Here is a 23,324-nt window from a genome sequence, read left to right on the forward strand (position 1 = left end):
CGATACGCGTCGGTGAAAATCATTCTAAGTGTGACATGACTGCTGATTAGACATAACCACAGTCACGGTCACACACTAACTGTTTTTACACCAGATCGCGCACTGCATCGGCAATGGCGTTGGCATGCTTAATCACTTCAGACTCAGACTCACCTTCAACCATCACTCTCAATAAAGGCTCTGTACCTGATTTACGCAATAACACCCGGCCTTTTTCACCCAGCGCTGCTTCAACTTCAGCTTTGGCAGCCATCACGATGTCAGAACTAAGCGGATCATTGCTGCCTTCAAAGCGTACATTAACTAACACTTGCGGCAACATCTTTAAGCCTTCAGTTAACTCTTCTAAAGTCGCATTTTGACGGCGCATTGCGGCAAGCACTAATATGCCGGCAACAATCCCATCACCGGTTGTACCATGATCAAGATTAAGAATATGGCCCGAGTTTTCACCACCGATGCGCCAGCCATTTTCCTTTAGTAACTCCATCACATAACGATCGCCCACTTTGGAGCGCAAAAATGGAATATCACGGCTACCAAGGGCTAACTCTAAACCAAGGTTAGACATCTGAGTGCCAACAACACCGCCCTTAAGCACACCACGGTTCTGAGCATCACAAGCTAAAATATATAAAATCTCATCACCGTCGATGACTTTACCATGACGATTGACCATCATAATACGATCGCCATCGCCATCTAATGCAATACCTAAATCAGCATTGCTGTTGATAACAGTTTCGCGAATTTTCCCCGTTGAAGTTGCACCGACCTCGTGGTTAATATTAATTCCGTCAGGTTGATCGCCAATCGCAATCACTTCAGCGCCAAGCTCTCTGAAAACATTTGGAGCAATGTGGTAAGTCGCGCCGTGGGCACAATCCACCACGATTTTTAGCCCATGCAAAGTGTGCTCGGCAGGAAAGTTACCCTTACAATATTCAATGTAACGTCCAGGCGCATCATCAATACGAGAAACTTTCCCTAACAGATGCGATTCGACACACACTAATGGTTTCTCTAGTTCCGCTTCAATTTCTAGCTCAACACTATCAGGTAACTTACTTCCATCGGTGAAAAAGAACTTAATGCCGTTATCATAATAAGGGTTGTGGGAGGCACTGATTACCACACCGGCTTCTGCTCGAAAAGTACGCGTTAAATAAGCGACTGCTGGGGTAGGCATTGGCCCCATCAACATCACATTAAGACCTGCTGCCGACAATCCGGCCTCCATAGCAGACTCGAAAAGGTAGCCTGAAATGCGGGTGTCTTTACCAATAATGACTTTTCTTGTACCTGAGCGAGAAAGAACTCTTCCAGCTGCCCAGCCAAGCTTTAATGCCAATTCCGGCGTCATTTTGCCCGCACCGACTTTACCGCGAATACCATCTGTTCCAAAAAACTTTCTCACAACCTTTACCTCTTATATTCTCATCCATTGAGATACTCTTCCATCAGCAAACTATTGGGTTACGCTGATCTTACTAATCACTACTAAGTACTTAATGCGGCATAGTTATTTGTCGCGTCTAACACTCGCAACATCTCTACCGTTAACTTGACGTTATGTACCCTTACGATATCGGCACCATTTTGCACCGCTAACATGGCAGCCACTGCACTACCATTATCTCGTTCTAGCACGTCACAGCCTAATAAGTTGCCAATCATACTCTTTCTTGACAGACCTATCAGTAAGGGAATCGACAAAGTTTTAAAACGGTGCAGTTCGGCAAGCAGCTGATAATTGTGTGCCAGTGTTTTTCCAAAACCGAAACCTGGGTCAATGAGGATATTTTCCCGCTTAATACCCGCTTTTAATGCATCATCAATACGCTGAGTAAAGAACGCTACAATGTCATCTACCACATCTTGGTATTCAGGTTGATTCTGCATGGTTTGGGGCTTGCCCTGCATATGCATGAGACAAACTGGCACATCTAATTGAGCCGCCATGGCTAAAGCACCTGGCTGACTAAGCGCGCATACATCGTTAATCAAATCTGCACCTGCATTAACTGCTTGTTGCATCACTTCAGGTTTACTGGTGTCAATTGAAATCCACACATCATGGTGTTTTGCCACATACTCAACCAGTGGAATCACTCTCAGAAGTTCATCGTTTAGCGAAACGGGAGCGGCACCTGGCCGCGTTGATTCGCCGCCAATATCGATAATGGTCGCGCCATCTCTAACCATTTCATCTGCATGGCGACAAGCAATCTCATAACTAGAGTATTGCCCACCGTCGGAAAAAGAATCTGGGGTAACATTTAAAATCCCCATCACTTGTGGCTCAGTGAGGTCGAGCTGCTTTTGTTTACTGCGGATCTTCAAGAACAGGCCCTTATTAAATATGTCTATAACTAAAACAAGAAAACCCCTTACGGGGTTTTCATTTAACAACTAACACATAGCAGAGTTACTTAGCAGTAGACTCATCAGCATCGTTTAGATCAGGTTTGGCCTGTGTCTCGTTATCGCTGCTATCTGTATCAGCTGTCGTTTCATTGGCAACAACTTTCTCAGTCTTACCGCCACTGCCATTACTCGAATCTGAACCATTATCATCCATGTTCCAATCTGCAGGAGCGCGGACTTCACGGCGTTCCATCAAATCATCGATTTGATTGGCATCGATGGTTTCATACTTCATTAACGCATCTTTCATGGCATGTAGAATATCCATGTTTTCGGTTAAGAAGGTATGGGCGCGAGAATAGTTTTCATCGATAAGATGTTTCACTTCCAAATCAATGATTGTCGCCGTTTCATCAGACATATGTTTGGCTTTAGCCATACTACGCCCTAAGAATACTTCACCTTCATCTTCAGCATATAGAACCGGCCCAAGTTTTTCAGAGAAGCCCCACTGAGTAACCATGTTGCGTGCAATAGACGTTGCATACTTAATATCTTGAGAGGCACCCGTAGACACCTTCTCGCTACCATAAATCAGGTCTTCGGCGATACGTCCACCGTAGGCTACAGAGATTTGGCTTTCAAGCTTACGGCGACTTTGGCTAATGGCATCCGCTTCAGGTAAGAAGAAGGTGACACCAAGTGCGCGTCCACGAGGAATAATAGTGACTTTATGCACAGGGTCGTGTTCAGGCACTAAACAACCGACAATGGCATGACCTGCTTCATGATAAGCGGTCATCTCTTTCTCGTCTTCAGACATCACCATAGTGCGGCGCTCTGCACCCATCATGATTTTATCTTTCGCACTTTCAAACTCTTCCATGCCCACTACGCGGCGATTACCACGAGCAGCAAACAAAGCGGCTTCGTTAACTAGGTTAGCAAGGTCTGCACCGGAGAAACCTGGTGTACCACGTGCTATAACGCTGGCTTTAACATCTTCAGACAACGGAACTTTGCGCATGTGTACTTTAAGAATTTGTTCACGACCACGGACATCGGGTAAGCCAACCACAACCTGACGGTCAAAACGACCAGGACGGAGCAACGCCGCATCAAGTACATCTGGGCGGTTAGTTGCGGCAATAACGATAATACCTTCGTTACCCTCAAAACCATCCATTTCAACCAGCATTTGGTTCAAGGTTTGCTCACGCTCATCGTGACCACCACCGACGCCAGCACCACGTTGGCGACCTACGGCATCGATTTCATCGATGAAGATGATACAAGGTGCTGACTTTTTAGCTTGTTCAAACATATCACGGACACGAGATGCACCGACACCGACAAACATTTCAACAAAATCAGAACCTGAGATAGTAAAGAACGGTACTTTGGCTTCACCCGCAATCGCTTTTGCCAGCAAAGTTTTACCTGTACCTGGTGGACCTACCAACAACACACCCGTTGGGATTCGGCCACCTAATTTTTGGAACTTAGTCGGCTCTTTCAAATAATCGACCAGTTCTTTCACATCTTCTTTGGCTTCATCACAACCAGCAACGTCGCCGAAAGTGGTTTTAATCTGGTCTTCGCTCATCAATTTGGCTTTACTTTTACCAAATGACATTGCGCCTTTACCGCCACCGCCTTGCATCTGACGCATGAAGAATATCCATACACCAATCAACAGCAGCATCGGGAACCAAGAAATAAAGATTTGGGTCAGGAAGCCTGACTCTTCAGCTTCTTGGCCTTTCATTGTGACGCCTTTACGGTCAAGATCATTAATTAAATCTTGATCATACATAGGCATGATGGTGGTGAACTTTTCACCAGTACGTTTTGTACCTTCAATAGTACGTTGGTCGCTCAACACTTCAACCGTGTTGATTTGCCCAGAACGCACATCATCTAGGAAAGTTGAATAGTCCATCTTCGACGTAGTCGATGATGAGGGGGAATAACCCTGAAAAACTGACATCAACACTACAGCGATGACAACCCAGAGAATTAAATTTTTTGCCATATCACTCAAAATTACTCGACCTCTTTTAAAGTCTTTCGAAAACTGATGTTAGAGTACTAACGATAGATTACTATAACTTGTACCCAGTAGCCACAAGATAGACTTCACGCGAACGAGGTCGCGAAGAGTCTGGCTTACGTGTTTTTACGGTTTTAAACGCCTCTTTAACCGCTTTCATGTACTCATCGAAGCCCTCCCCCTGAAAGACTTTTACCGCAAAACACCCATTGGGTGCTAATACTTGATGACACATATCCAGCGCCAACTCGACTAAATACATAGCGCGAGGTTGGTCAACACCTCCTGTACCACTCATATTAGGTGCCATATCAGAAAGTACAACATCGACTTTAGCATCCCCTACCCGTTCAAGTAAGGCATCTAACACTTTATCTTCCCTAAAATCACCTTGCAGAAAGTCAACGCCAACGATAGGGTCCATCGGCAAGATATCGCAAGCGATAACTTTACCACTGTCTCCGGCCAGCTTCACCGCAATTTGCGACCAACCACCCGGCGCTGCCCCCAAATCCACCACCGTCATACCTGGGCGGATTAACTTATCTTTTTGTTGAATTTCTTCTAATTTAAACGCGGCGCGTGAGCGAAGTCCCCGTTTTTGCGACAACTTAACATAATGATCATCAAAATGTTCCTGCATCCAGCGGGAAGAACTCGCTGTTCGTTTTTTACCTGACATTTAAATTCCGCAACAAATATGAGTTACACAAAGCCTATATAAGGGTAGAATAGCGGGTTTTCAACAGTAACTCAGCATAAAGTTGGTATAAATGAACTTAACAACCAAACAAAAACAGCACTTAAAAGGCTTAGCACATAATCTCAAGCCTGTAGTGATGCTTGGTGGCAACGGCCTGACTGAAGGAGTACTGGCTGAAATTGATAATGCACTTTCTCATCATGAATTGATTAAAGTGAAAGTAGCCTCTGGTGACAGAGAGTTAAAAAATGCAATCGTTGACGCCATTGTCCGTGAAACCCAAGCTGAAAAAGTACAGCTAATTGGTCACGTACTCGTACTATTCCGCCAGTCTGAAGAGATGAAAATTGCTGTGCCAAAAGCCAAGTAATTCACTCTCAGATTAATACAGAAAAGCCACTGCCTAGACAGTGGCTTTTTTGTTGACCCACCCGCGTCGATAACCCTAAAGGCTGCAGTAATAAAAAAGCCAGCTAGGATTAGCTGGCTTTCACAACTTCATCTCGCTTTACACTAAATATATTCCACTTTAGTGATTTCAAAGTCATTGGTCCCACCAGGGGTCACAATCGAGATTTCGTCATCTAAGTTTTTGCCGATTAACCCGCGAGCTATCGGTGAGCTAACTGACAACAAGTTTTCTTTGATGTTAGCTTCATCTTCACCGACGATGCGATAGGTCACTTCTTCATCGGTATCAATATTTAAGATAGTGACTGTTGCACCAAAAATAACTCGGCCATTGTTTTCCATCGTTGTGACATCGATGATTTGTGCGTGAGAGAGCTTACCTTCAATATCACGCACTCGTGCTTCAGCCAAGCCTTGCTCTTCACGAGCAGCATGGTATTCCGCATTCTCTTTTAAGTCACCAAGTTCACGAGCAATACCGATAGCCTCTGCAATCTGTGGTCGCTTCTCAAACTTTAAATGATCTAACTCTTTACGCAGTTGCTCTGCTCCGACAACTGTCATAGGGACTTTATTCATAGTGCTTTTTCGTCTCCGTTAAAACAAAAGCATCCTCCACCGGTAAATGTCACTTAACCAGTTGGGAACAAATAATTGGGATAACCCTATTCTATACACAGATCTTGCACTTGGCTATCTTATCACTGTGACAGCGATTGATTTTGTCGCTCAAACTAGCGCTTTGTCTTGTTTTCAATGTTAAACACGCAAAAATAGCCCATAAAAAAGGCCGCTCAAAGCGGCCTTTTATCAAGACAGTTAACTTACTTAGCTACGCGTTCATGTAACTCTTGTACAGAGTTAACATTAGAACGGTCGTCTGCAGCATGCGCCATGCAAGTTGCAAATGCCGCATTTAGCGTAGTGGTGTAGTTCACTTTATAACGCAGCGCACCACGACGCAGTTGGCGTGAATCTTCAATTGCCTTACGTCCTTCAGTGGTGTTAACAATGTAGGTGTACTCACCATTCTTGATACGGTCAAGAATATGTGGACGGCCTTCATGTACTTTGTTGACTAAACGAGGGTTAATGCCCGCTTCGCCTAGAATCACTGCAGTACCATGGGTAGCATCAATCTCATAACCTAGCTTGATTAACTTAGCAGCCAGTTCAGCTACGCGCGCTTTATCGCTATTACGCACCGATAACAGCGCTCGACCAGACTTAGGAACTTCTGAAGTAGCACCAAGCTGAGCTTTTGCATAAGCTTCAGCAAAGGTATCACCCACACCCATCACTTCACCTGTTGAACGCATTTCAGGGCCCAACAGTGGATCAACACCTGGGAACTTATTAAACGGCAACACCACCTCTTTTACAGAGTAGAAAGGCGGGATAACTTCCTGAGTAAAGTTCTGTGACTTCAAGCTTTGACCAGCCATAACTCGGGCTGCAATCTTAGCTAAAGGCACACCGGTAGCTTTTGATACGAATGGCACAGTACGCGCGGCACGCGGGTTAACTTCAATCATGTAGATTTCGTTATCTTTAACCGCAAACTGGACATTCATCAGACCAATAACACCTAGCTCCATCGCCAGCTTGCCCACTTGCTCACGCATGCGGTCTTGGATCTCTTGGCTTAAGCTGTACGGCGGTAATGAGCAACCAGAGTCACCTGAGTGAACACCTGCTTGTTCAATGTGCTCCATAATAGAGCCGACTACCACAGTTTCACCATCACAAACCGCATCGATATCGATTTCGATCGCATTATCAAGGAAGTGGTCAAGTAGTACCGGTGATGCATTAGATACGCTAACAGCTTCGTTGAAGTAGCGGCGTAGATCTTGTTCGTCGTAAACAATTTCCATCGCACGACCACCCAATACATAAGATGGACGAACCACTAATGGGTAACCAATACGCTCAGCAGAAATCACGGCACCTTCAACGGTCGTCACGGTATCGTTTTCAGGCTGTTTCATGCCTAAACGCTCAATCGCCTGCTGGAAGCGCTCACGGTCTTCTGCACGGTCAATCGCATCTGGGCTAGTACCAATAATCGGTACACCAGCCGCTTCAAGGTCGCGTGCTAACTTAAGTGGAGTTTGACCACCATATTGCACGATAACGCCTTTAGGCTTTTCAATGTTAACAATCTCAAGTACATCTTCAAAGGTCACTGACTCGAAGTACAAGCGATCTGATGTGTCATAATCGGTAGAAACCGTTTCAGGGTTACAATTAACCATGATGGTTTCAAAACCGTCTTCACGTAGCGCAAGTGCTGCATGAACACAGCAATAATCAAATTCGATACCTTGACCAATACGGTTTGGACCACCGCCCAATACCATAATTTTGTCATTGCTAGATGGATTTGCTTCGCACTCTTCTTCATAAGTTGAGTACATATAAGCGGTATCGGTTGAAAACTCAGCCGCACAGGTATCAACACGCTTATAAACAGGGCGAATTTCATAGCGAGTACGTAGTTTACGTACTTCTGTTTCACTCACACCCGCTAGCGCAGCGAGACGTGCATCAGCAAAACCTTTACGTTTTAGCTGGCGTAAAGTGTCTTCATTCAAACCTGCAAGGCCATTCTCAGCAACTTGTGCTTCGCTCTTAAGCAAATCTTCAAGTTGGACCAAGAACCAAGGGTCAATATTTGTCAGTGCGAATACATCATCAATTGATAAACCGGCACGGAATGCATCAGCAATATACCAAATACGATCAGCACCTGGCTCTTTGAGCTCATGACGGATACGTGATAGGGCTTCTGCATCAGCGAGGTCGATATGCGGGCATAAACCATGCTTGCCCACTTCTAGGCCGCGAAGTGCTTTTTGTAGTGACTCTTGGAAAGTACGGCCAATCGCCATTACTTCACCCACAGACTTCATCTGTGTGGTTAAACGGTCGTTAGCACCAGCAAACTTTTCAAAGTTAAAGCGTGGCACCTTTGTGACTACGTAATCGATAGCAGGCTCAAATGAAGCCGGTGTCGCACCGCCAGTAATATCGTTACTCAGCTCATCAAGGGTAAAGCCCACTGCCAACTTAGCGGCGATTTTCGCAATCGGGAAACCGGTAGCTTTAGATGCCAATGCTGAAGAGCGAGACACACGTGGGTTCATCTCAATGATGACCATACGGCCGTCTTTTGGATTGATACCAAACTGTACGTTTGAACCACCTGTTTCAACACCAATTTCACGCAATACAGCAAGCGATGCATTACGCATCAACTGGTATTCTTTATCGGTTAGGGTTTGCGCTGGTGCAACAGTAATAGAGTCACCGGTGTGCACACCCATAGGGTCGAAGTTCTCAATTGAACACACGATAATACAGTTATCGTTGCGGTCACGAACCACTTCCATTTCATATTCTTTCCAACCAATTAGCGACTCATCAATCAGTAGCTCATTAGTTGGCGACAATTCAAGACCTTGAGAACAGATGTCTTCAAACTCTTCTTTGTTGTAAGCGATACCACCGCCACTACCACCCATGGTGAATGATGGGCGAATAATACATGGGAAGCCTACTTGATCAAGTACGCCATAAGCGTCTTCCATCGAGTGGGCAATACCCGCACGTGGACACTCAAGACCAATCGACTTCATCGCTTTATCGAAGCGGCTACGATCTTCTGCTTTATCAATCGCGTCAGCAGTCGCACCAATCATGTCGACATTAAACTCTTTTAGTACACCACGGCTTTCAAGCTCTAGGGCACAGTTCAATGCGGTTTGGCCACCCATTGTAGGAAGAATCGCGTCAGGGCGCTCTTTCTTAATAATATTACGTACCACTTCCCAATGGATCGGCTCGATGTAGGTAGCATCAGCCATTTCAGGGTCGGTCATAATGGTTGCAGGGTTAGAGTTAACTAGAATAACTCGATAACCTTCTTCGCGTAGCGCTTTACAGGCTTGCGCGCCAGAGTAGTCAAACTCACAGGCTTGACCAATCACGATTGGTCCAGCACCTAGGATAAGAATACTCTTTATATCAGTACGTTTTGGCATTGCTTCAATCTTCTCCCGGATGAGGTAACTACTTAGCGTTCTTACGATACAATTCAATCAACTCGATAAAGTGATTGAATAACGGCGCAGCATCGTGTGGTCCAGGGCTCGCTTCAGGGTGACCTTGGAAACTAAATGCTGGCTTATCAGTAAGGTGAATACCTTGCAACGAACCATCAAATAAAGACTTGTGAGTCACTTTGATGTTCTCTGGTAACGTTGCTTCATCCGCAGCAAAACCGTGGTTTTGGCTGGTGATCATCACATTACCTTGCTCGATGTTGCTCACTGGGTGGTTAGCACCATGGTGACCGAATTTCATCTTCAAGGTTTTCGCCCCAGATGCTAATGCGAGTAACTGGTGACCTAGACAGATACCAAAAACAGGAATATCTGTTTTTAAGATTTCTTGAATTGCCGCTATTGCGTAGTCACATGGCTCTGGATCCCCAGGACCATTAGATAAGAAGATCCCGTCAGGGTTCATCGCTAATACTTCGCTTGCAGGGGTCTTGGCGGGTACAACAGTCACATCACAACCACGGTCAACAAGCATGCGTAGAATGTTACGCTTCACGCCGTAGTCATAAGCGACAACTTTATATTTAAATTCAGCTTCAGGGGTGTCAGAAGGTAAACCACCCACTAAACGCCAGCTACCACTGCGCCATGCGTAACGCTCTTGGGTAGTCACTTCTTTGGCTAAGTCCATGCCTTTAAGACCAGGGAACGCTTTTGCAGCTGCAAGCGCTTTGGCTTCATCCGCTTCACCCACTAAAATACAACCCGCTTGCGCGCCTTTTTCACGTAAAATACGTGTTAGTTTGCGGGTATCGATATCAGCTATACCTACTACGTTATTTGCAGTTAAGTATTCGCTTAGCGATTGTTGATTACGAAAGTTGCTCGCAATTAGCGGCAAATCACGAATAATCAGGCCACAAGCATGAACAGACGAAGATTCAGTATCTTCTTCGTTGGTGCCAGTGTTACCAATGTGTGGGTAGGTGAGTGTTACCATTTGACGAGCATACGATGGATCAGTCAAAATTTCTTGGTAACCAGTCATTGAAGTGTTAAAAACCACTTCACCAACAGACATCCCTTCGGCACCAATTGCAGTGCCAGAAAAAACGGTTCCATCTTCAAGTACGAGTAAGGCAGACTTTGTCAACGCGACCTCCGGAAAGAGCCAAGCCATTGAAATTCAATGTTTATTGTGTTTTGTTAAAATACCAACTTTCGCTAAAATACGAAATTTTGACAAATTCCGCCGATTTTATATGTTTAGCTGGTAGCCGTCTATAGTGATATTGTACTTCTGAGCAAAAAAAATTTACTCAAAAAAAAACGCCTAATAGGCGTTTTCTATAAATTTTATTTCAAACCAAGGACTTGCTGCATATCGTACAATCCAGGGTGTTGGTCGCCTAACCAGAAGGCTGCACGCATTGCACCATTAGCAAAGGTCATGCGGCTTGACGCTTTATGGGTAATTTCTAAACGTTCACCGATATCAGCGAACATCGCTGTATGATCACCGACAATATCACCCGCTCTGACTGTGGCAAAACCAATGGTTTCACGCGAGCGTTCTTCAGTAATACCTTCTCGCCCATATACTGCGCACTTCTCTAGATCACGGCCCAATGTCTCGGCTATCACCTCACCCATTTTTAGTGCGGTTCCAGAAGGAGCATCTTTCTTATGGCGGTGGTGACCTTCAATGATCTCAATATCAGTGTAATCACCCATCACTTCAGCAGCGAGTTCGAGTAATTTCCACATCAAGTTGACGCCTACCGACATGTTAGGTGCCATGACAATTGGAGTTTGCTCACTATATGCGGCAATCTGCTCTTTTTGAGCATGATTGAAACCCGTAGTACCAATGACAATAGCTTTGCCATTGCGCGCACACCAATCTGTATGCTTAACACTGGCTTCAGGAGAAGTGAAATCAATAAGAATATCGAAATCATCAACCACTAAATCAAGGGAGTCAGTAATAGATACGTTCATTGCACCTACACCAGCCAGCTCACCGGCATCTACACCGATAAGCGTCGAACCTGCTCGTTCAATTGCAGCGCCTAAATAGATATTGCTGCTCATTTTGGCTGATTCAATAAGAGTGCGGCCCATTCGACCACTGCCACCAGTAATAGCCACTCTTACTTGCTCACTCATTGATTTCTCCCTCATTACTTAGCTTGTCGTGATGGGCTCCCTAAGCGGGTTAACCATCACTTTTCATTGTTTACAAAAAAATGCCCGAGCTATTAGCTCAGGCATCTTAATTAGATAATATCTAATAATTCGACTTCAAATACTAACGCCGAATATGGTGGGATAGAAGCACCAGCGCCACGCTCACCGTAAGCTAGGTGATGTGGTACGTATAGCTTCCACTTAGAACCAACAGGCATAAGTTGCAGTGCTTCAGTCCAACCAGCGATTACACCGTTAACTGGGAATTCAGCAGGCTGATCACGTAGCACAGAGCTATCAAATACGTCACCACTGATAAATGTACCGTGGTAATGTGTACGTACAGTTGATTCTGCGTTTGGCTTATCACCATTACCTTCGGTAATGATTTCATATTGTAGGCCAGACTCTAGAGTCACAACGCCATCACGTTGCTTGTTTTCCGCTAGGAAAGTTTCACCTTCAGCAGAGGCAGCAGCAGCCGCTTCTTCTTGCACTTTCTGGATGCGCTGGCTGATTTCAGTGAATGCAGTTTGAAGATCTTGCATAGCAACTTGGCTTTCTTTACCTTCAAATGCATCTGATAGGCCCAGCTGTACAGCTGAAATATCAATACCTTCAAAAGAGTTAGCAGCTAATTGCTCACCTAGTTGACGACCAACGCCATAGCTCGCTTGCTGTTCAATAGTGGTGAACTTCTCAGACATAATGTTAATACTCTTCTACTCAATGAATTTTCGCGCCGAATTTTATCACATCTACAGAAAAAATCCCCGTTAAATCCATTCATTGACAGCGATTTTTTACCTGAGCCCGACTGGCTTGATATAGCGGTTGCACTTTTGCCTGCATTTTTTGCAGATCATCAATGCGGTGTCCGTGAGATGGATGAGTCGATAATAACTCGGGGCCCTGCTCGCCACCGACTTTAGCCATGTTTTGCCACAGCTGCATACTTTGGGCCGGATCAAAACCGGCACGGGCCATTAGTTCAACCCCCATCACGTCCGCTTCACTCTCTTGGTCGCGGCCAAAAGGCAAGATATAGCCAACTTGGGCACCAAGCCCCAATGCTGCCATGTATAACTCTTTGTTGTTAACACCGCCCATACCTAAGGCTGCATCGGCCAATTGCATGCCCATTCCCGTCATCCGCGCTCTGGAAACTTGCTCATTGCTGTGATGCGCCAACACATGGGCCACTTCATGACCCATAACGGTCGCCAGTTGATGTTCGTTTTCAGCCACATTAAGTAAGCCGGTATACACACCAATATGGCCACCTGGCAATGCAAAGGCGTTCACCTGTTCAGAATCAAATACCACCACTTCCCATTTAACCGATTTATCGGGGAGAATACTGGTTATCCGCTCAGCAACGCACTCAACGTAAGCATTAACCTGTTTATCTTTTGATAGTGGTTGTTGCTGCTTCATTTCGTTAAAGGATGCTTCGCCCATGCTATCCATTTGTGCCGGTGAAAACAGCAATGTTTGCCCGCGGCCTGTCGGCGACTGATGTGTTGCACAGGCTGACAATAGTCCCGCGACTAAAACACTGACCATATATTTTTTCATCAATTCGACTTCCTTTATTCCTTGAACTGATTGTGACTGGCAAACTAATCGCGCTCGATTTTCATGCCAGTATAGGTGGGTAATTCAACTACCTATTTTTAGCACTTATCTTTACAGGTGTCACATCAAAGCTAATACCAATCAGTATAAGAATTTGATCTACTCAGCGCGCTTGGGGCAAACTAATTCAAGGCCGGCTAATTCAAAGTGAGTACTGAAACAATGGTTGCTCCCTTGTGAGGTTATTCAACGCAGAAGTAGGTAGCCAAAAACGCGCCAGAATGGCGAGTTTTAGCGCTTCTGATGCTGTGTTAACAAGCTTAACCGTAGAATAACTATGCTCTTCACTCGTTGCAAACCACATGGATGTGGTGAATGTCATTAATGCAGGAGCATTTAAGGACCTTGCCTCAGAACCGCTAAACTCTCGCTGAGTGACTAAATGTTTATACTGATTGGTATAAGATGCAATGTATTTGCTGCACCCAGGCAAAAAAAAGCCTCGCTAGGCGAGGCTTTATCAACAACAACTATTTTTAGCTGTTTAAGTCTTGAAAGAACTTCTTCACACCATCAAAGAAGCCTTCAGCCTTAGGACTGTGCTTTTTAGATGATCCGGTAAGTGTTTCGTCGAATTCACGCAGCAGTTCTTTTTGCTTATCGCTCAAATTAACTGGTGTTTCCATGACAACTTTACACAGTAAGTCGCCAACGGCATGGCTACGTACCGACTTAACACCTTTACCGCGCATACGGAACATACGTCCAGTTTGTGTCTCTGAAGGTATTTTCAGGTTCACTTTGCCATCTAATGTTGGCACTTCGATTTCACCACCTAATGCAGCAGTGCTGAAAGAGATCGGCACTTCGCAATATAGGTTGTTACCATCACGCACAAAAATCGCATGTTCTCTGACTGTTACCTGAACATATAAATCACCCGGTGGTGCGCCAAACTCGCCAGCTTCACCTTCACCAGATAATCGAATACGGTCACCGGTATCAACACCCGCAGGAATTTTAACCGAAAGAGTTTTGCTCTTTTCAACACGGCCTTCACCATGACACTTATTACAAGGGTCTTTGATGATTTTACCGCGACCATGACAGGTTGGACATGCTTGCTGAACGGCAAAGAACCCTTGGCGCATCTGTACTTGGCCTTGACCATGACAGGTGCCACACGTGGTGGGTGAAGAACCTTTCTTGGCTCCGCTACCATCACAGCTATCACAACCTACTAAAGTTGGGATGCGCAGTTCTTTGCTTAAGCCTTTCACAGCTTCTTCAAGCGACAGCTCTAGGTTGTAACGTAAGTCACTACCACGGGCAGCTTGACGTTGCCCGCCACCACGACGGCCACCACCAAATATATCGCCAAATACATCGCCGAACACATCGCCAAAGTCTGCGCCACCGCCGCCGAAGCCACCACCGCCGCGATTAGGATCGACGCCAGCATGACCAAACTGGTCATAAGCCGCTTTCTTATCGCTGTCGGTTAGAATTTCATAAGCTTCTTTAGCTTCTTTGAAGTTCTTCTCTGCGGTTTTGTCACCTGGATTGCGGTCCGGGTGAAATTTCATAGCAAGTCGTTTATACGACTTCTTAATTTCACGTTCACTGGCATCGCGTCCGACACCTAATACTTCGTAATAATCTCGCTTTGACATAATCTCACGCTTTGTTGGCTGAAGTGATAGCTTAATTTGCGACAACGGGCGTTAGAGTCTCCCCTAACGCCCGTACTAAATAATTTAGGGGTTAGCCTCGATTATTTCTTGTCATCTTTTACTTCTTCAAACTCAGCATCAACTACATCATCTTCAGGCTTAGACGCTTGCGCTTCGCCTTCTGGAGCAGCTTCACCTTGCTGTGCTTGTGCTTTAGCTTGAGCAATTTCCATCAACTTAGCTGATGCTTCCATTAGCTCTTGAGTTGATTTTTCAATCGCTTCTTTGTCATTGCCTTTTACTGCAGTTTCAACATTAGCCATTGCCGCTTCGATTTTTTCTTTCTCGTCGCTTGGTAATGCTTCACCAGCTTCTTCGATCTGCTTCTTAGTCGCGTGAACCATGCCATCAGCTTGGTTACGTGCTGTAACTAGCTCTTCAAACTTAGCATCTTCATCTGCGTGCGCTTCTGCATCACGAACCATTGCATCAACTTCTTCATCACTTAGACCAGAAGAGGCTTTAATGGTGATATTCTGAGCTTTACCGGTTTTCTTATCGGTTGCCGATACGTGCAAGATACCATCAGCATCGATATCGAAAGCCACTTCAATTTGTGGCATGCCACGTGGCGCAGGCTCAATACCTTCAAGGTTAAACTGACCAAGAGACTTGTTGCCGCTCGATTGCTTACGCTCACCCTGAAGTACATGAATTGTTACTGCACTTTGGTTGTCATCTGCAGTTGAGAAAGTTTGCGATGCCTTAGTTGGAATCGTGGTGTTTTTCTCAATCAGCTTAGTCATTACGCTACCCATAGTCTCAATACCTAGAGACAGAGGCGTAACGTCAAGTAGTAGTACGTCTTTCACATCACCGGCAAGTACACCAGCTTGTACTGCTGCACCAATAGCAACGGCTTCATCTGGGTTAACATCTTGGCGAAGCTCTTTGCCGAAGAAAGATGAAACTTCTTCACGTACTTTAGGCATACGTGTTTGGCCACCCACTAGAATGACTTCGTTGATATCAGATACTGAAAGGTCAGCATCTGCTAGGGCAACTTTTAGTGGCTCCAGTGAACGAGTAATCAAATCTTCAACTAAAGACTCTAACTTAGCACGAGTGATTTTAACCACTAAGTGCTTAGGACCTGTTGCATCAGCAGTGATGTAAGGCAGGTTAACTTCAGTTTGCGTTGTGCTTGATAGTTCAATCTTCGCTTTTTCTGCCGCTTCTTTAAGACGCTGCATCGCTAGCGGATCGTTACGCAAGTCTAGTGACTGCTCTTTCTTGAACTCATCTGCTAAGTAGTTGATCAAACGGTTATCGAAATCTTCACCACCTAAGTGAGTGTCACCGTTAGTCGCAAGTACTTCAAAAGTTTGCTCGCCATCAACGCTATCGATTTCAATGATAGAGATATCAAATGTACCACCACCTAAATCGTATACCGCAACGATGTTATCGCCTTGCTTCTTATCAATACCGTAAGCCAGTGCTGCTGCTGTTGGCTCGTTGATGATACGCTTAACTTCTAGACCCGCAATACGGCCAGCATCTTTAGTTGCTTGACGCTGAGAATCGTTAAAGTATGCAGGTACTGTGATAACAGCTTCAGTCACTTCTTCACCTAAGAAGTCTTCTGCTGTTTTCTTCATTTTCTTCAACGTTTCAGCTGAAACTTGTGGCGGCGCCATTTTCTTACCGTGGGCTTCAACCCATGCATCACCATTGTCTGCACCAATGATTTTGAACGGCATGATGTCAACGTCACGCTGTACTTCGTCATCTTTAAAACGACGACCAATAAGACGCTTAATTGCAAAGAAGGTATTCGTTGGGTTAGTTACAGCTTGGCGTTTCGCAGGCTGACCAACTAGTACTTCTTCACCTGTATAAGCAATAATCGACGGAGTAGTGCGATCGCCTTCAGCATTTTCTAGAACGCGTGCTTTGTCACCATCTAATACTGCAACACAAGAGTTGGTTGTACCTAAATCGATACCAATAATTTTACCCATGGAGTCCTCCAAAAAACTTTATATAACGCTAAACTTGTTTGATGATTCAGATATGGGGCTGGGCGATTACAATTTCAAGCCCTAATTTTTGCCACCAAAATCTTTCCTTACCCCCTATATTGGGACGCTTCTGGTCTTTACAAGGGCAGAAAAATAAATTTTGTAAAAATCTATACTTTTTTGAACTTTGCCACACCATTGCAACAACTGTTTTGGTATACTGCATGCAATCTGGAGAGGTTAAGTGCCATCACCACTTATACCTAAGTAGTCTCGTGTAGTGAGAAATGAAATTGAAGCAGTCAAATCAAGCCTATTTATTTGGTCTCGGTGCCATCGTATTATGGTCAACCGTCGCAACAGCCTTTAAGTTAGCGCTTGCCCATTATTCGCCGTTACAGCTGGTACTCATCGCCGTCGTCACCTCCATTGTGGCGCTCAGCGGCGTGCTATTAATACAAAAGAAAACCCATTTAATCACCCAGCAGTTTATCCAGCGGCCACTATTTTATTTGCAGACGGGTTTACTCAACCCCTTTCTCTACTATCTGGTGTTGTTTAAGGCCTATTCTTTGCTGCCGGCACAGCAAGCACTTTCGCTTAACTATACCTGGGCAATCCTGCTGCCACTTTTAGCTGTGCCCTTGCTCGGACAAAAGCTAAGAAAAAGTGACGTGACTGCAGCTTTGATTGCTTATCTTGGGGTATTTATTATTGCCACCAATGGCCAAATAACCGATTTTGCCTTTGACAGCGCAACTGGCGTATTACTGGCTTTAACTAGTACCTTACTGTGGTGTTTGTATTGGATTGTGAATACCAAAGACAAAGGTGACCCTATCGTCAGCCTGTTGCTTAGCTTTGTGGTTGGCTTGCCTTTTATCTGCCTGGCACTTTTGATGACTCAAGGTTTGCCCAGTTGGAACCCCCAAGCGTTTGCTGCGGCTATTTATGTCGGCTTGTTTGAAATGGGAATTACTTTTGTGCTGTGGCTTATCGCACTTAAAAAAGCAGATAGAACCGCATCAATGAGCACACTGGTATTTATCACACCAGTTTTATCCATTGGTTTTATCTCGTGGATTTTGCAAGAAGCCATTACTCGCTCAACCTTTATCGGTTTAGGGCTCATTTTAACGGCACTCGCATTGCAACAAATTTTACCGCAGATAGCGAAGCGAAGAAGCAAACCACAAACTGTAGTAAATGAAGCCTAAACAAAAACGCCCTAATATAAGTTAGGGCGCTTTGTTAATTAACGTCTAGATAAAGCCGCAAGATTTATCCACTAATAGCTGACTTCGACCTGACCAACACCAACGCTCACGAGTAATTGATACTGACCCGTTGCAGAGCTTTGCTCGTAGCTTTGACTTACTAATGCTTGGTCAACTTTGACCTTCTCACCGTTATGACGCACTTGCACTTCGCCCACACCTGATGACAACTCAATGTCACGATAACGATGCTGATTGTTCACCACAACCCTACCTACCCCAAGGTCTATCGCCAAGTCATTCTCAAGACCCGCAACTTCGACCTCACCAATTCCTATATCGACATCGGTTGCCGCATCCCGTGGCAAATACACACGCCAGTTTTGCTTCAGATCATCTTGATGGTTGAGTTTTAGCACTAGGCGGTCATTTTGTTCATCAGCATCAATTTCAATCTCACTAACATCACCTTGCTGCCACATGTTAAACCAGCTAGATTGCGAGGCAACCACTTCCACCTCCACCCGCACTTCTGACTCATCCGTGGCGATCACTTCAACACGGCCAACCTCAATATCGAGTACCACAGCTTGACCATGATAACTATAATTTTGCTGCAGTTGCTTGCCCTCTTGAGCTTGCGCGCTAAAAACCGTTACCCCTAAAAAACAAACTAATACTGTCGCGAATCTTCCCAGTGCGTTATTCATATGAATCCCTTTACGTTATCTATTCTAGCCGTTGTTGTTTCTAGTAAAGCAAGTCTCAGGCCAAAATTTAAAACCATTTAATAACAACAAGATAAAGATAAACAGATGCCAGAGTGACGGGAGCGTACGCCAGATAATAACCAAGACAATTAATAGTTGGTGAAAATCACAAACAATTACAAAGCGACATCAGTGGGACACAAATGTATAAGACGAGATTAACGAGTTACAGACAGCTCGCAATGCGCGGGAATAAATACAAAGGTAAATACAAAGGCAAATACAACTTCAAGCATCAAGAACAACAAGGAGACTATTACGAGGTCAATATAAAGGCTGGCAGTAAAACATAGCTAGGATTAACCCGGTGATGAGGCTAACCCTAGCTCGGAGTGGCGCTTAGCTACGCGGGGTATAATCTCCGACACCAATCCACTTATAAGTGGTTAATGCTTCAAGCCCCATTGGGCCTCTGGCATGTAACTTTTGTGTGGATACCGCCACTTCAGCCCCTAAGCCGAACTGGCCGCCATCGGTAAAGCGCGTGCTAGCGTTGACATAAACCGCCGCCGAGTCCACCTCATTAATGAACTGCGCCGAAGCTTGCAGACTATCGGTTAAAATACCTTCTGAGTGACCGCTAGAGTACTGGCGAATATGAGCCACGGCAGCACTGATATCATCGACAATTCGGATATTCAAACTCAAGCCTAACCACTCTTGGCCATAGGTGTCGCTATCAGCCTGCTCAACTGTCACAGACAGCTGAGCCGCCAACGCCAGGGTCGCAGCACAAGCGTAAATTTTGACCTGCTGCGCCTGTAACGCGGCAAAGAGTTCCGCTAATAACTCTGAAGCAACAGACTGGTGAACCAGCACAGTATCCAGCGCATTGCACACTGTCGGACGCTGCACTTTAGCATTAATGATCACAGCAACCGATTGACTTAAATTGGCTGCACTGTCGACATATAAATGGCAAATACCAATGCCACCTAAAATGACCGGAATCGTCGCTTGTTCGGCGCAGAGGCGCTGCAAATTCTGACCACCGCGCGGCACAATCATATCGACATAACGGTCAAGCTTAAGTAAGCCACTCACTAACGCTCGGTCGGGGTTGGCTATTAACTGCACAACATCTGCTGGCAACCCTTGAGCCACAACCGCCTGACGAATACTGCTACTAATGGCCAAGTTTGACTGCAATGTCTCTTTACCACCTCTTAAAATCACAGCATTACCTGTCTTTAAGGCAAGCACAGCAATATCAACCGTGACATTAGGACGGGCTTCGTATATTACGCCAATAACACCCAGTGGCACGCGGCGACGTGACAGGCGCAAACCATTGTCGAGTAACTGGCTTTCGAGTTCAGTTCCAACGGGGTCGGCAAGGTTAATGACATTATCTATATCGGCAATCACCGCAGCTAAACGAGGGTGATCCAGTAGCAGCCTGTCAATCATGGCATCATTGAGACCATTTTGTTTAGCCTGCGCAACATCTTGGCTGTTTGCTGCAACTATCTTATCTGCATCTACCTTTAACTGCTCAGCAATCGCGCTCAGTAACTGCTGCTTTTGCTGACCGGTTAAATTAGCTAAAGCGTAGCTGGCTTGCTTAGCTTGTTGACCCAGCGATGTCAGGTATTCACTTTGCTGTTCACTCACAGTGGTTTTTACCTCATTATTTAAACTAGAATTTTTTGTTTTACAACACAACCATGTCATTGCGATGCACGACCGCATCACCGTAGTCGTACCCTAGCAAGGCTTCAATCTCATCGGAATGTTGACCGGCTATTAAGTTTAAGTCTCGCGAACTATACCGCGTCATACCGCGGCCATGTTCACGTCCGGCTTCATCGACAATTTGCAGGGTCGCACCACGCTCAAACTGTCCCTTTACGGCAATCACGCCTTTAGACAGCAAGCTTCGACCTTTGGCGGTCACAGCATTAATGGCGCCGCTGTCTAGCACTAAGCTACCTTTGGTTGCAGGGCCAGCTAAGATCCACTGTTTACGACTCTCTAGTGGGTTTTCAAGCGCGGTAAAATGGGTACCGACTTGTTGCTTTGTGACCGACTTGGCTATCACATCTTGATGATGTCCCGAAGCAATCACAACCTCAACACCCGCGCGTCGAGATATGTCAGCGGCTTCGAGCTTAGTGGCCATGCCGCCTGTACCTAAGCCAGATACTGCACCACCCGCAAGCATACGTAAGCTGTCATCAATATTGACCACTTGTTTAATCAGCTTGGCATCAGGGTTACTGCGAGGATCGGCATCAAACAGACCTGTTTGGTCGGTCAGTAAAATCAATAAATCGGCATCGCACAACAATGCAGCCCGTGCTGACAAATTATCATTGTCACCCACCTTAATTTCAGTGGTGGCCACTGCATCGTTCTCGTTGATAATTGGAATGATACCTTGTGCAAGTAGCGCATTGAGCGAGTCGCGGGCATTAAGATAGCGTTCACGGTCATGTAGATCGGCGCGAGTGAGCAGCAGTTGCCCCACATGCAAACCATAAATCGCAAACAACTGCGACCAAGCGAGAATAAGTTGACTTTGACCCACTGCCGCCAGTAACTGTTTGTTCGCCATGGTATCGGCAAGTTCGGGATAGCCCAAATGTTCGCGTCCAGCGGCAATTGCGCCAGATGTGCACAACACCACCTCGACACCGGATTGCATCATTTGCGCCATTTGTCTGGCTAATTCGACCATGTGGGCACGGTCCAATTTGTTTGAACCAGAGGTCAGTACACTGGTACCTAACTTTACCACCACCCGGCGGTAACCAATCTCACTAGAATTCATGCTACTTTCGAAGAAAAAATGTCGGGTTTAGGGTTATACCCAATCTAGTGATAAATTGATAGCCGTAGCGTTGATTATGATAATTTATCCGGTTTTAGTTGCGATAACTGCATTAAAAAGGGCCATCGAATTGATGACCCTTAATAAAATGGCTAAAACTAGCACCATTTGCAGACTAAATTATCCATAGATGAATTTAGCAATAAATAGTGCAGCTAATATTACAACCCCAGCACTCAAATCTTTGTAGCGACCGCTAAATAATTTGATAACGGCATAAGAGATGAAGCCCATGGCAATGCCGGTGGCAATCGAGAACGTGAGTGGCATCAAGATACAGACCACAACCACAGGCGCAGCTTCAGTTAAGTCTTCCCAATCTACGTGCACTAGACCTGACATCATCAAGATAGCCACATAAAACAAGGTTCCCGCAGTCGCATAGGCCGGCACCATACCCGCAAGCGGTGAAATAAACAGCGCAAGCAGGAACATGATACCTACAACCACAGCCGTTAAACCGGTACGACCACCAGCACTAACGCCAGCGGTACTTTCGATGTAACTGGTTGTTGTTGACGTACCTAACATCGCGCCAGCAATTGTAGCGGTGCTATCTGCAGTTAAAGCACGATTGAGTCGTGGCAAGCGGCCTTTATCATCGAGGAAACCACCGCGCTGCGCGACCGCAACTAAGGTACCTGATGTATCAAATAGGTCGACAAACAAAAATGCAAATACCACGGATAACATGCTGATCTCTAGAACCGAAGAGAGATCCATTGCCATAAAGGTAGGCGCTAATGACGGTGGTGCAGAGACAATGCCATTGTATTGCACATCACCAAGTAGCAAGCCCAATAGCGTGATCGACAAAATTGAAACAATGACCGCTGATTTCATGCCACGATGCACTAACGCAATAATCATGAAAAAGCCCAATACAGCCATCACAGCAGGAAAGGCGGTGATATCCCCCATGGTCACTAAAGTGGCTGGGCTGGCAACAACAATACCGGCACTTTTCAAGCCAATAAGTGCTAAGAACAGACCAATACCGGCAGCAATACCTAAACGCAGCGACATAGGAATGCTATTTACAATCCATTCTCTAATTTTCACCAGAGAGAGGATCAAAAAGCAGATGCCAGATAAGAATACCGCCCCGAGTGCGGTTTCCCAGCTGTAACCCATTTCGCCAACAACCGTATAGGTGAAAAAGGCGTTTAAGCCCATACCCGGTGCCAGTGCAATAGGGTAATTTGCCACTAATCCCATAATCAAACAGCCTAACGCGGCCGCTAAACAGGTAGCAACAAATACGGCGCCATGGTCCATACCGGCGTCAGCTAACATCATTGGGTTAACAAAAATAATGTAGGCCATCGTCAAGAAAGTGGTTAACCCCGCAATCACTTCCTGCTTCAAGCTCGTTTGGTTTTCAGTTAGTTTGAACAGTTTTTCTAACATGGAACAAGGTTCCTTGAATTATTATCGT

The 23,324-nt window shown here is 45.4% G+C and carries 18 protein-coding genes; 2 read left to right on the top strand and 16 right to left on the bottom strand.

All coding sequences use genetic code 11. The annotated features are described in order from the left end of the window. Positions 1–85: 85 nt before the first annotated feature. The 4 genes from glmM to rlmE all read right to left on the bottom strand — a co-directional run bounded on the left by glmM (position 86) and on the right by rlmE (position 5,102). Positions 86–1,417, bottom strand: coding sequence for a phosphoglucosamine mutase (glmM, locus tag FLM48_RS15510; RefSeq protein WP_179025255.1), 1,332 nt, complete (start codon positions 1,415–1,417; stop codon positions 86–88). A gap of 83 nt (positions 1,418–1,500) precedes the next feature. Then, complete coding sequence (folP, locus tag FLM48_RS15515) at positions 1,501–2,292, bottom strand: dihydropteroate synthase (protein ID WP_179026396.1); 792 nt, start codon at positions 2,290–2,292, stop codon at positions 1,501–1,503. A 136-nt stretch (positions 2,293–2,428) separates the two neighbouring features. After that, on the bottom strand, positions 2,429–4,402 hold the full coding sequence (gene ftsH, locus FLM48_RS15520; RefSeq protein WP_179025256.1) for an ATP-dependent zinc metalloprotease FtsH: 1,974 nt from the start codon (positions 4,400–4,402) through the stop codon (positions 2,429–2,431). A 70-nt stretch (positions 4,403–4,472) separates the two neighbouring features. Beyond that, complete coding sequence (gene rlmE, locus FLM48_RS15525) at positions 4,473–5,102, bottom strand: 23S rRNA (uridine(2552)-2'-O)-methyltransferase RlmE (RefSeq protein WP_028774719.1); 630 nt, start codon at positions 5,100–5,102, stop codon at positions 4,473–4,475. 91 nt (positions 5,103–5,193) lie between these two features. Here rlmE and yhbY point away from each other — a divergent pair, with 91 nt between their 5' ends. Then, on the top strand, positions 5,194–5,493 hold the full coding sequence (gene yhbY / locus FLM48_RS15530) for a ribosome assembly RNA-binding protein YhbY (RefSeq protein ID WP_028774718.1): 300 nt from the start codon (positions 5,194–5,196) through the stop codon (positions 5,491–5,493). A gap of 143 nt (positions 5,494–5,636) precedes the next feature. Here the strand turns inward: yhbY and greA are convergent, their stop codons facing one another. The 8 genes from greA to dnaK all read right to left on the bottom strand — a co-directional run bounded on the left by greA (position 5,637) and on the right by dnaK (position 17,066). Then, complete coding sequence (greA, locus tag FLM48_RS15535) at positions 5,637–6,113, bottom strand: transcription elongation factor GreA (protein WP_028774808.1); 477 nt, start codon at positions 6,111–6,113, stop codon at positions 5,637–5,639. A gap of 245 nt (positions 6,114–6,358) precedes the next feature. After that, entirely contained in the window at positions 6,359–9,580 is a 3,222-nt protein-coding gene (gene carB, locus FLM48_RS15540; RefSeq protein WP_028774809.1) for a carbamoyl-phosphate synthase large subunit, read from the bottom strand. A gap of 28 nt (positions 9,581–9,608) precedes the next feature. Continuing rightward, positions 9,609–10,781 (bottom strand): glutamine-hydrolyzing carbamoyl-phosphate synthase small subunit, encoded by a 1,173-nt coding sequence (carA, locus tag FLM48_RS15545; RefSeq protein WP_179025257.1) that lies wholly within the window; start codon positions 10,779–10,781, stop codon positions 9,609–9,611. A 176-nt stretch (positions 10,782–10,957) separates the two neighbouring features. Beyond that, positions 10,958–11,770 (bottom strand): 4-hydroxy-tetrahydrodipicolinate reductase, encoded by an 813-nt coding sequence (gene dapB, locus FLM48_RS15550; protein WP_028774811.1) that lies wholly within the window; start codon positions 11,768–11,770, stop codon positions 10,958–10,960. Between the two features lie 110 nt (positions 11,771–11,880). Continuing rightward, positions 11,881–12,498 (bottom strand): FKBP-type peptidyl-prolyl cis-trans isomerase, encoded by a 618-nt coding sequence (locus tag FLM48_RS15555; protein WP_028774812.1) that lies wholly within the window; start codon positions 12,496–12,498, stop codon positions 11,881–11,883. A 79-nt stretch (positions 12,499–12,577) separates the two neighbouring features. Continuing rightward, a complete protein-coding gene (locus tag FLM48_RS15560; protein ID WP_179025258.1) occupies positions 12,578–13,369 on the bottom strand; it encodes a M48 family metallopeptidase in 792 nt (263 codons plus the stop codon). 536 nt (positions 13,370–13,905) lie between these two features. Then, the gene (gene dnaJ / locus FLM48_RS15565; protein ID WP_028774498.1) at positions 13,906–15,042 is read right to left on the bottom strand and encodes a molecular chaperone DnaJ; all 1,137 of its coding nucleotides are present in this window, start codon (positions 15,040–15,042) and stop codon (positions 13,906–13,908) included. Positions 15,043–15,143: 101 nt separating this feature from the next. Then, positions 15,144–17,066: a molecular chaperone DnaK gene (dnaK, locus tag FLM48_RS15570; protein WP_028774497.1), complete on the bottom strand. Its 1,923-nt coding sequence runs from the start codon at positions 17,064–17,066 to the stop codon at positions 15,144–15,146. A gap of 293 nt (positions 17,067–17,359) precedes the next feature. Here dnaK and FLM48_RS15575 point away from each other — a divergent pair, with 293 nt between their 5' ends. After that, positions 17,360–18,283, top strand: coding sequence for a DMT family transporter (locus tag FLM48_RS15575; protein ID WP_028774495.1), 924 nt, complete (start codon positions 17,360–17,362; stop codon positions 18,281–18,283). A 71-nt stretch (positions 18,284–18,354) separates the two neighbouring features. Here the strand turns inward: FLM48_RS15575 and FLM48_RS15580 are convergent, their stop codons facing one another. The 4 genes from FLM48_RS15580 to FLM48_RS15595 form a co-directional block, all read right to left on the bottom strand. Then, a complete protein-coding gene (locus tag FLM48_RS15580) occupies positions 18,355–18,993 on the bottom strand; it encodes a hypothetical protein (RefSeq protein WP_179025259.1) in 639 nt (212 codons plus the stop codon). 399 nt (positions 18,994–19,392) lie between these two features. Continuing rightward, complete coding sequence (locus FLM48_RS15585; RefSeq protein ID WP_372847019.1) at positions 19,393–20,667, bottom strand: glutamate-5-semialdehyde dehydrogenase; 1,275 nt, start codon at positions 20,665–20,667, stop codon at positions 19,393–19,395. A 40-nt stretch (positions 20,668–20,707) separates the two neighbouring features. Then, positions 20,708–21,826, bottom strand: a complete 1,119-nt coding sequence (gene proB / locus FLM48_RS15590; RefSeq protein WP_179025261.1) for a glutamate 5-kinase — start codon at positions 21,824–21,826, stop codon at positions 20,708–20,710. Positions 21,827–22,006: 180 nt separating this feature from the next. Continuing rightward, positions 22,007–23,296, bottom strand: a complete 1,290-nt coding sequence (locus tag FLM48_RS15595; protein WP_179025262.1) for an NCS2 family permease — start codon at positions 23,294–23,296, stop codon at positions 22,007–22,009. Positions 23,297–23,324: the final 28 nt, after the last annotated feature.

It is taken from the genome of Shewanella sp. Scap07 (genome assembly GCF_013394145.1).
Classification (GTDB): Bacteria; Pseudomonadota; Gammaproteobacteria; order Enterobacterales; family Shewanellaceae; genus Shewanella; species Shewanella waksmanii.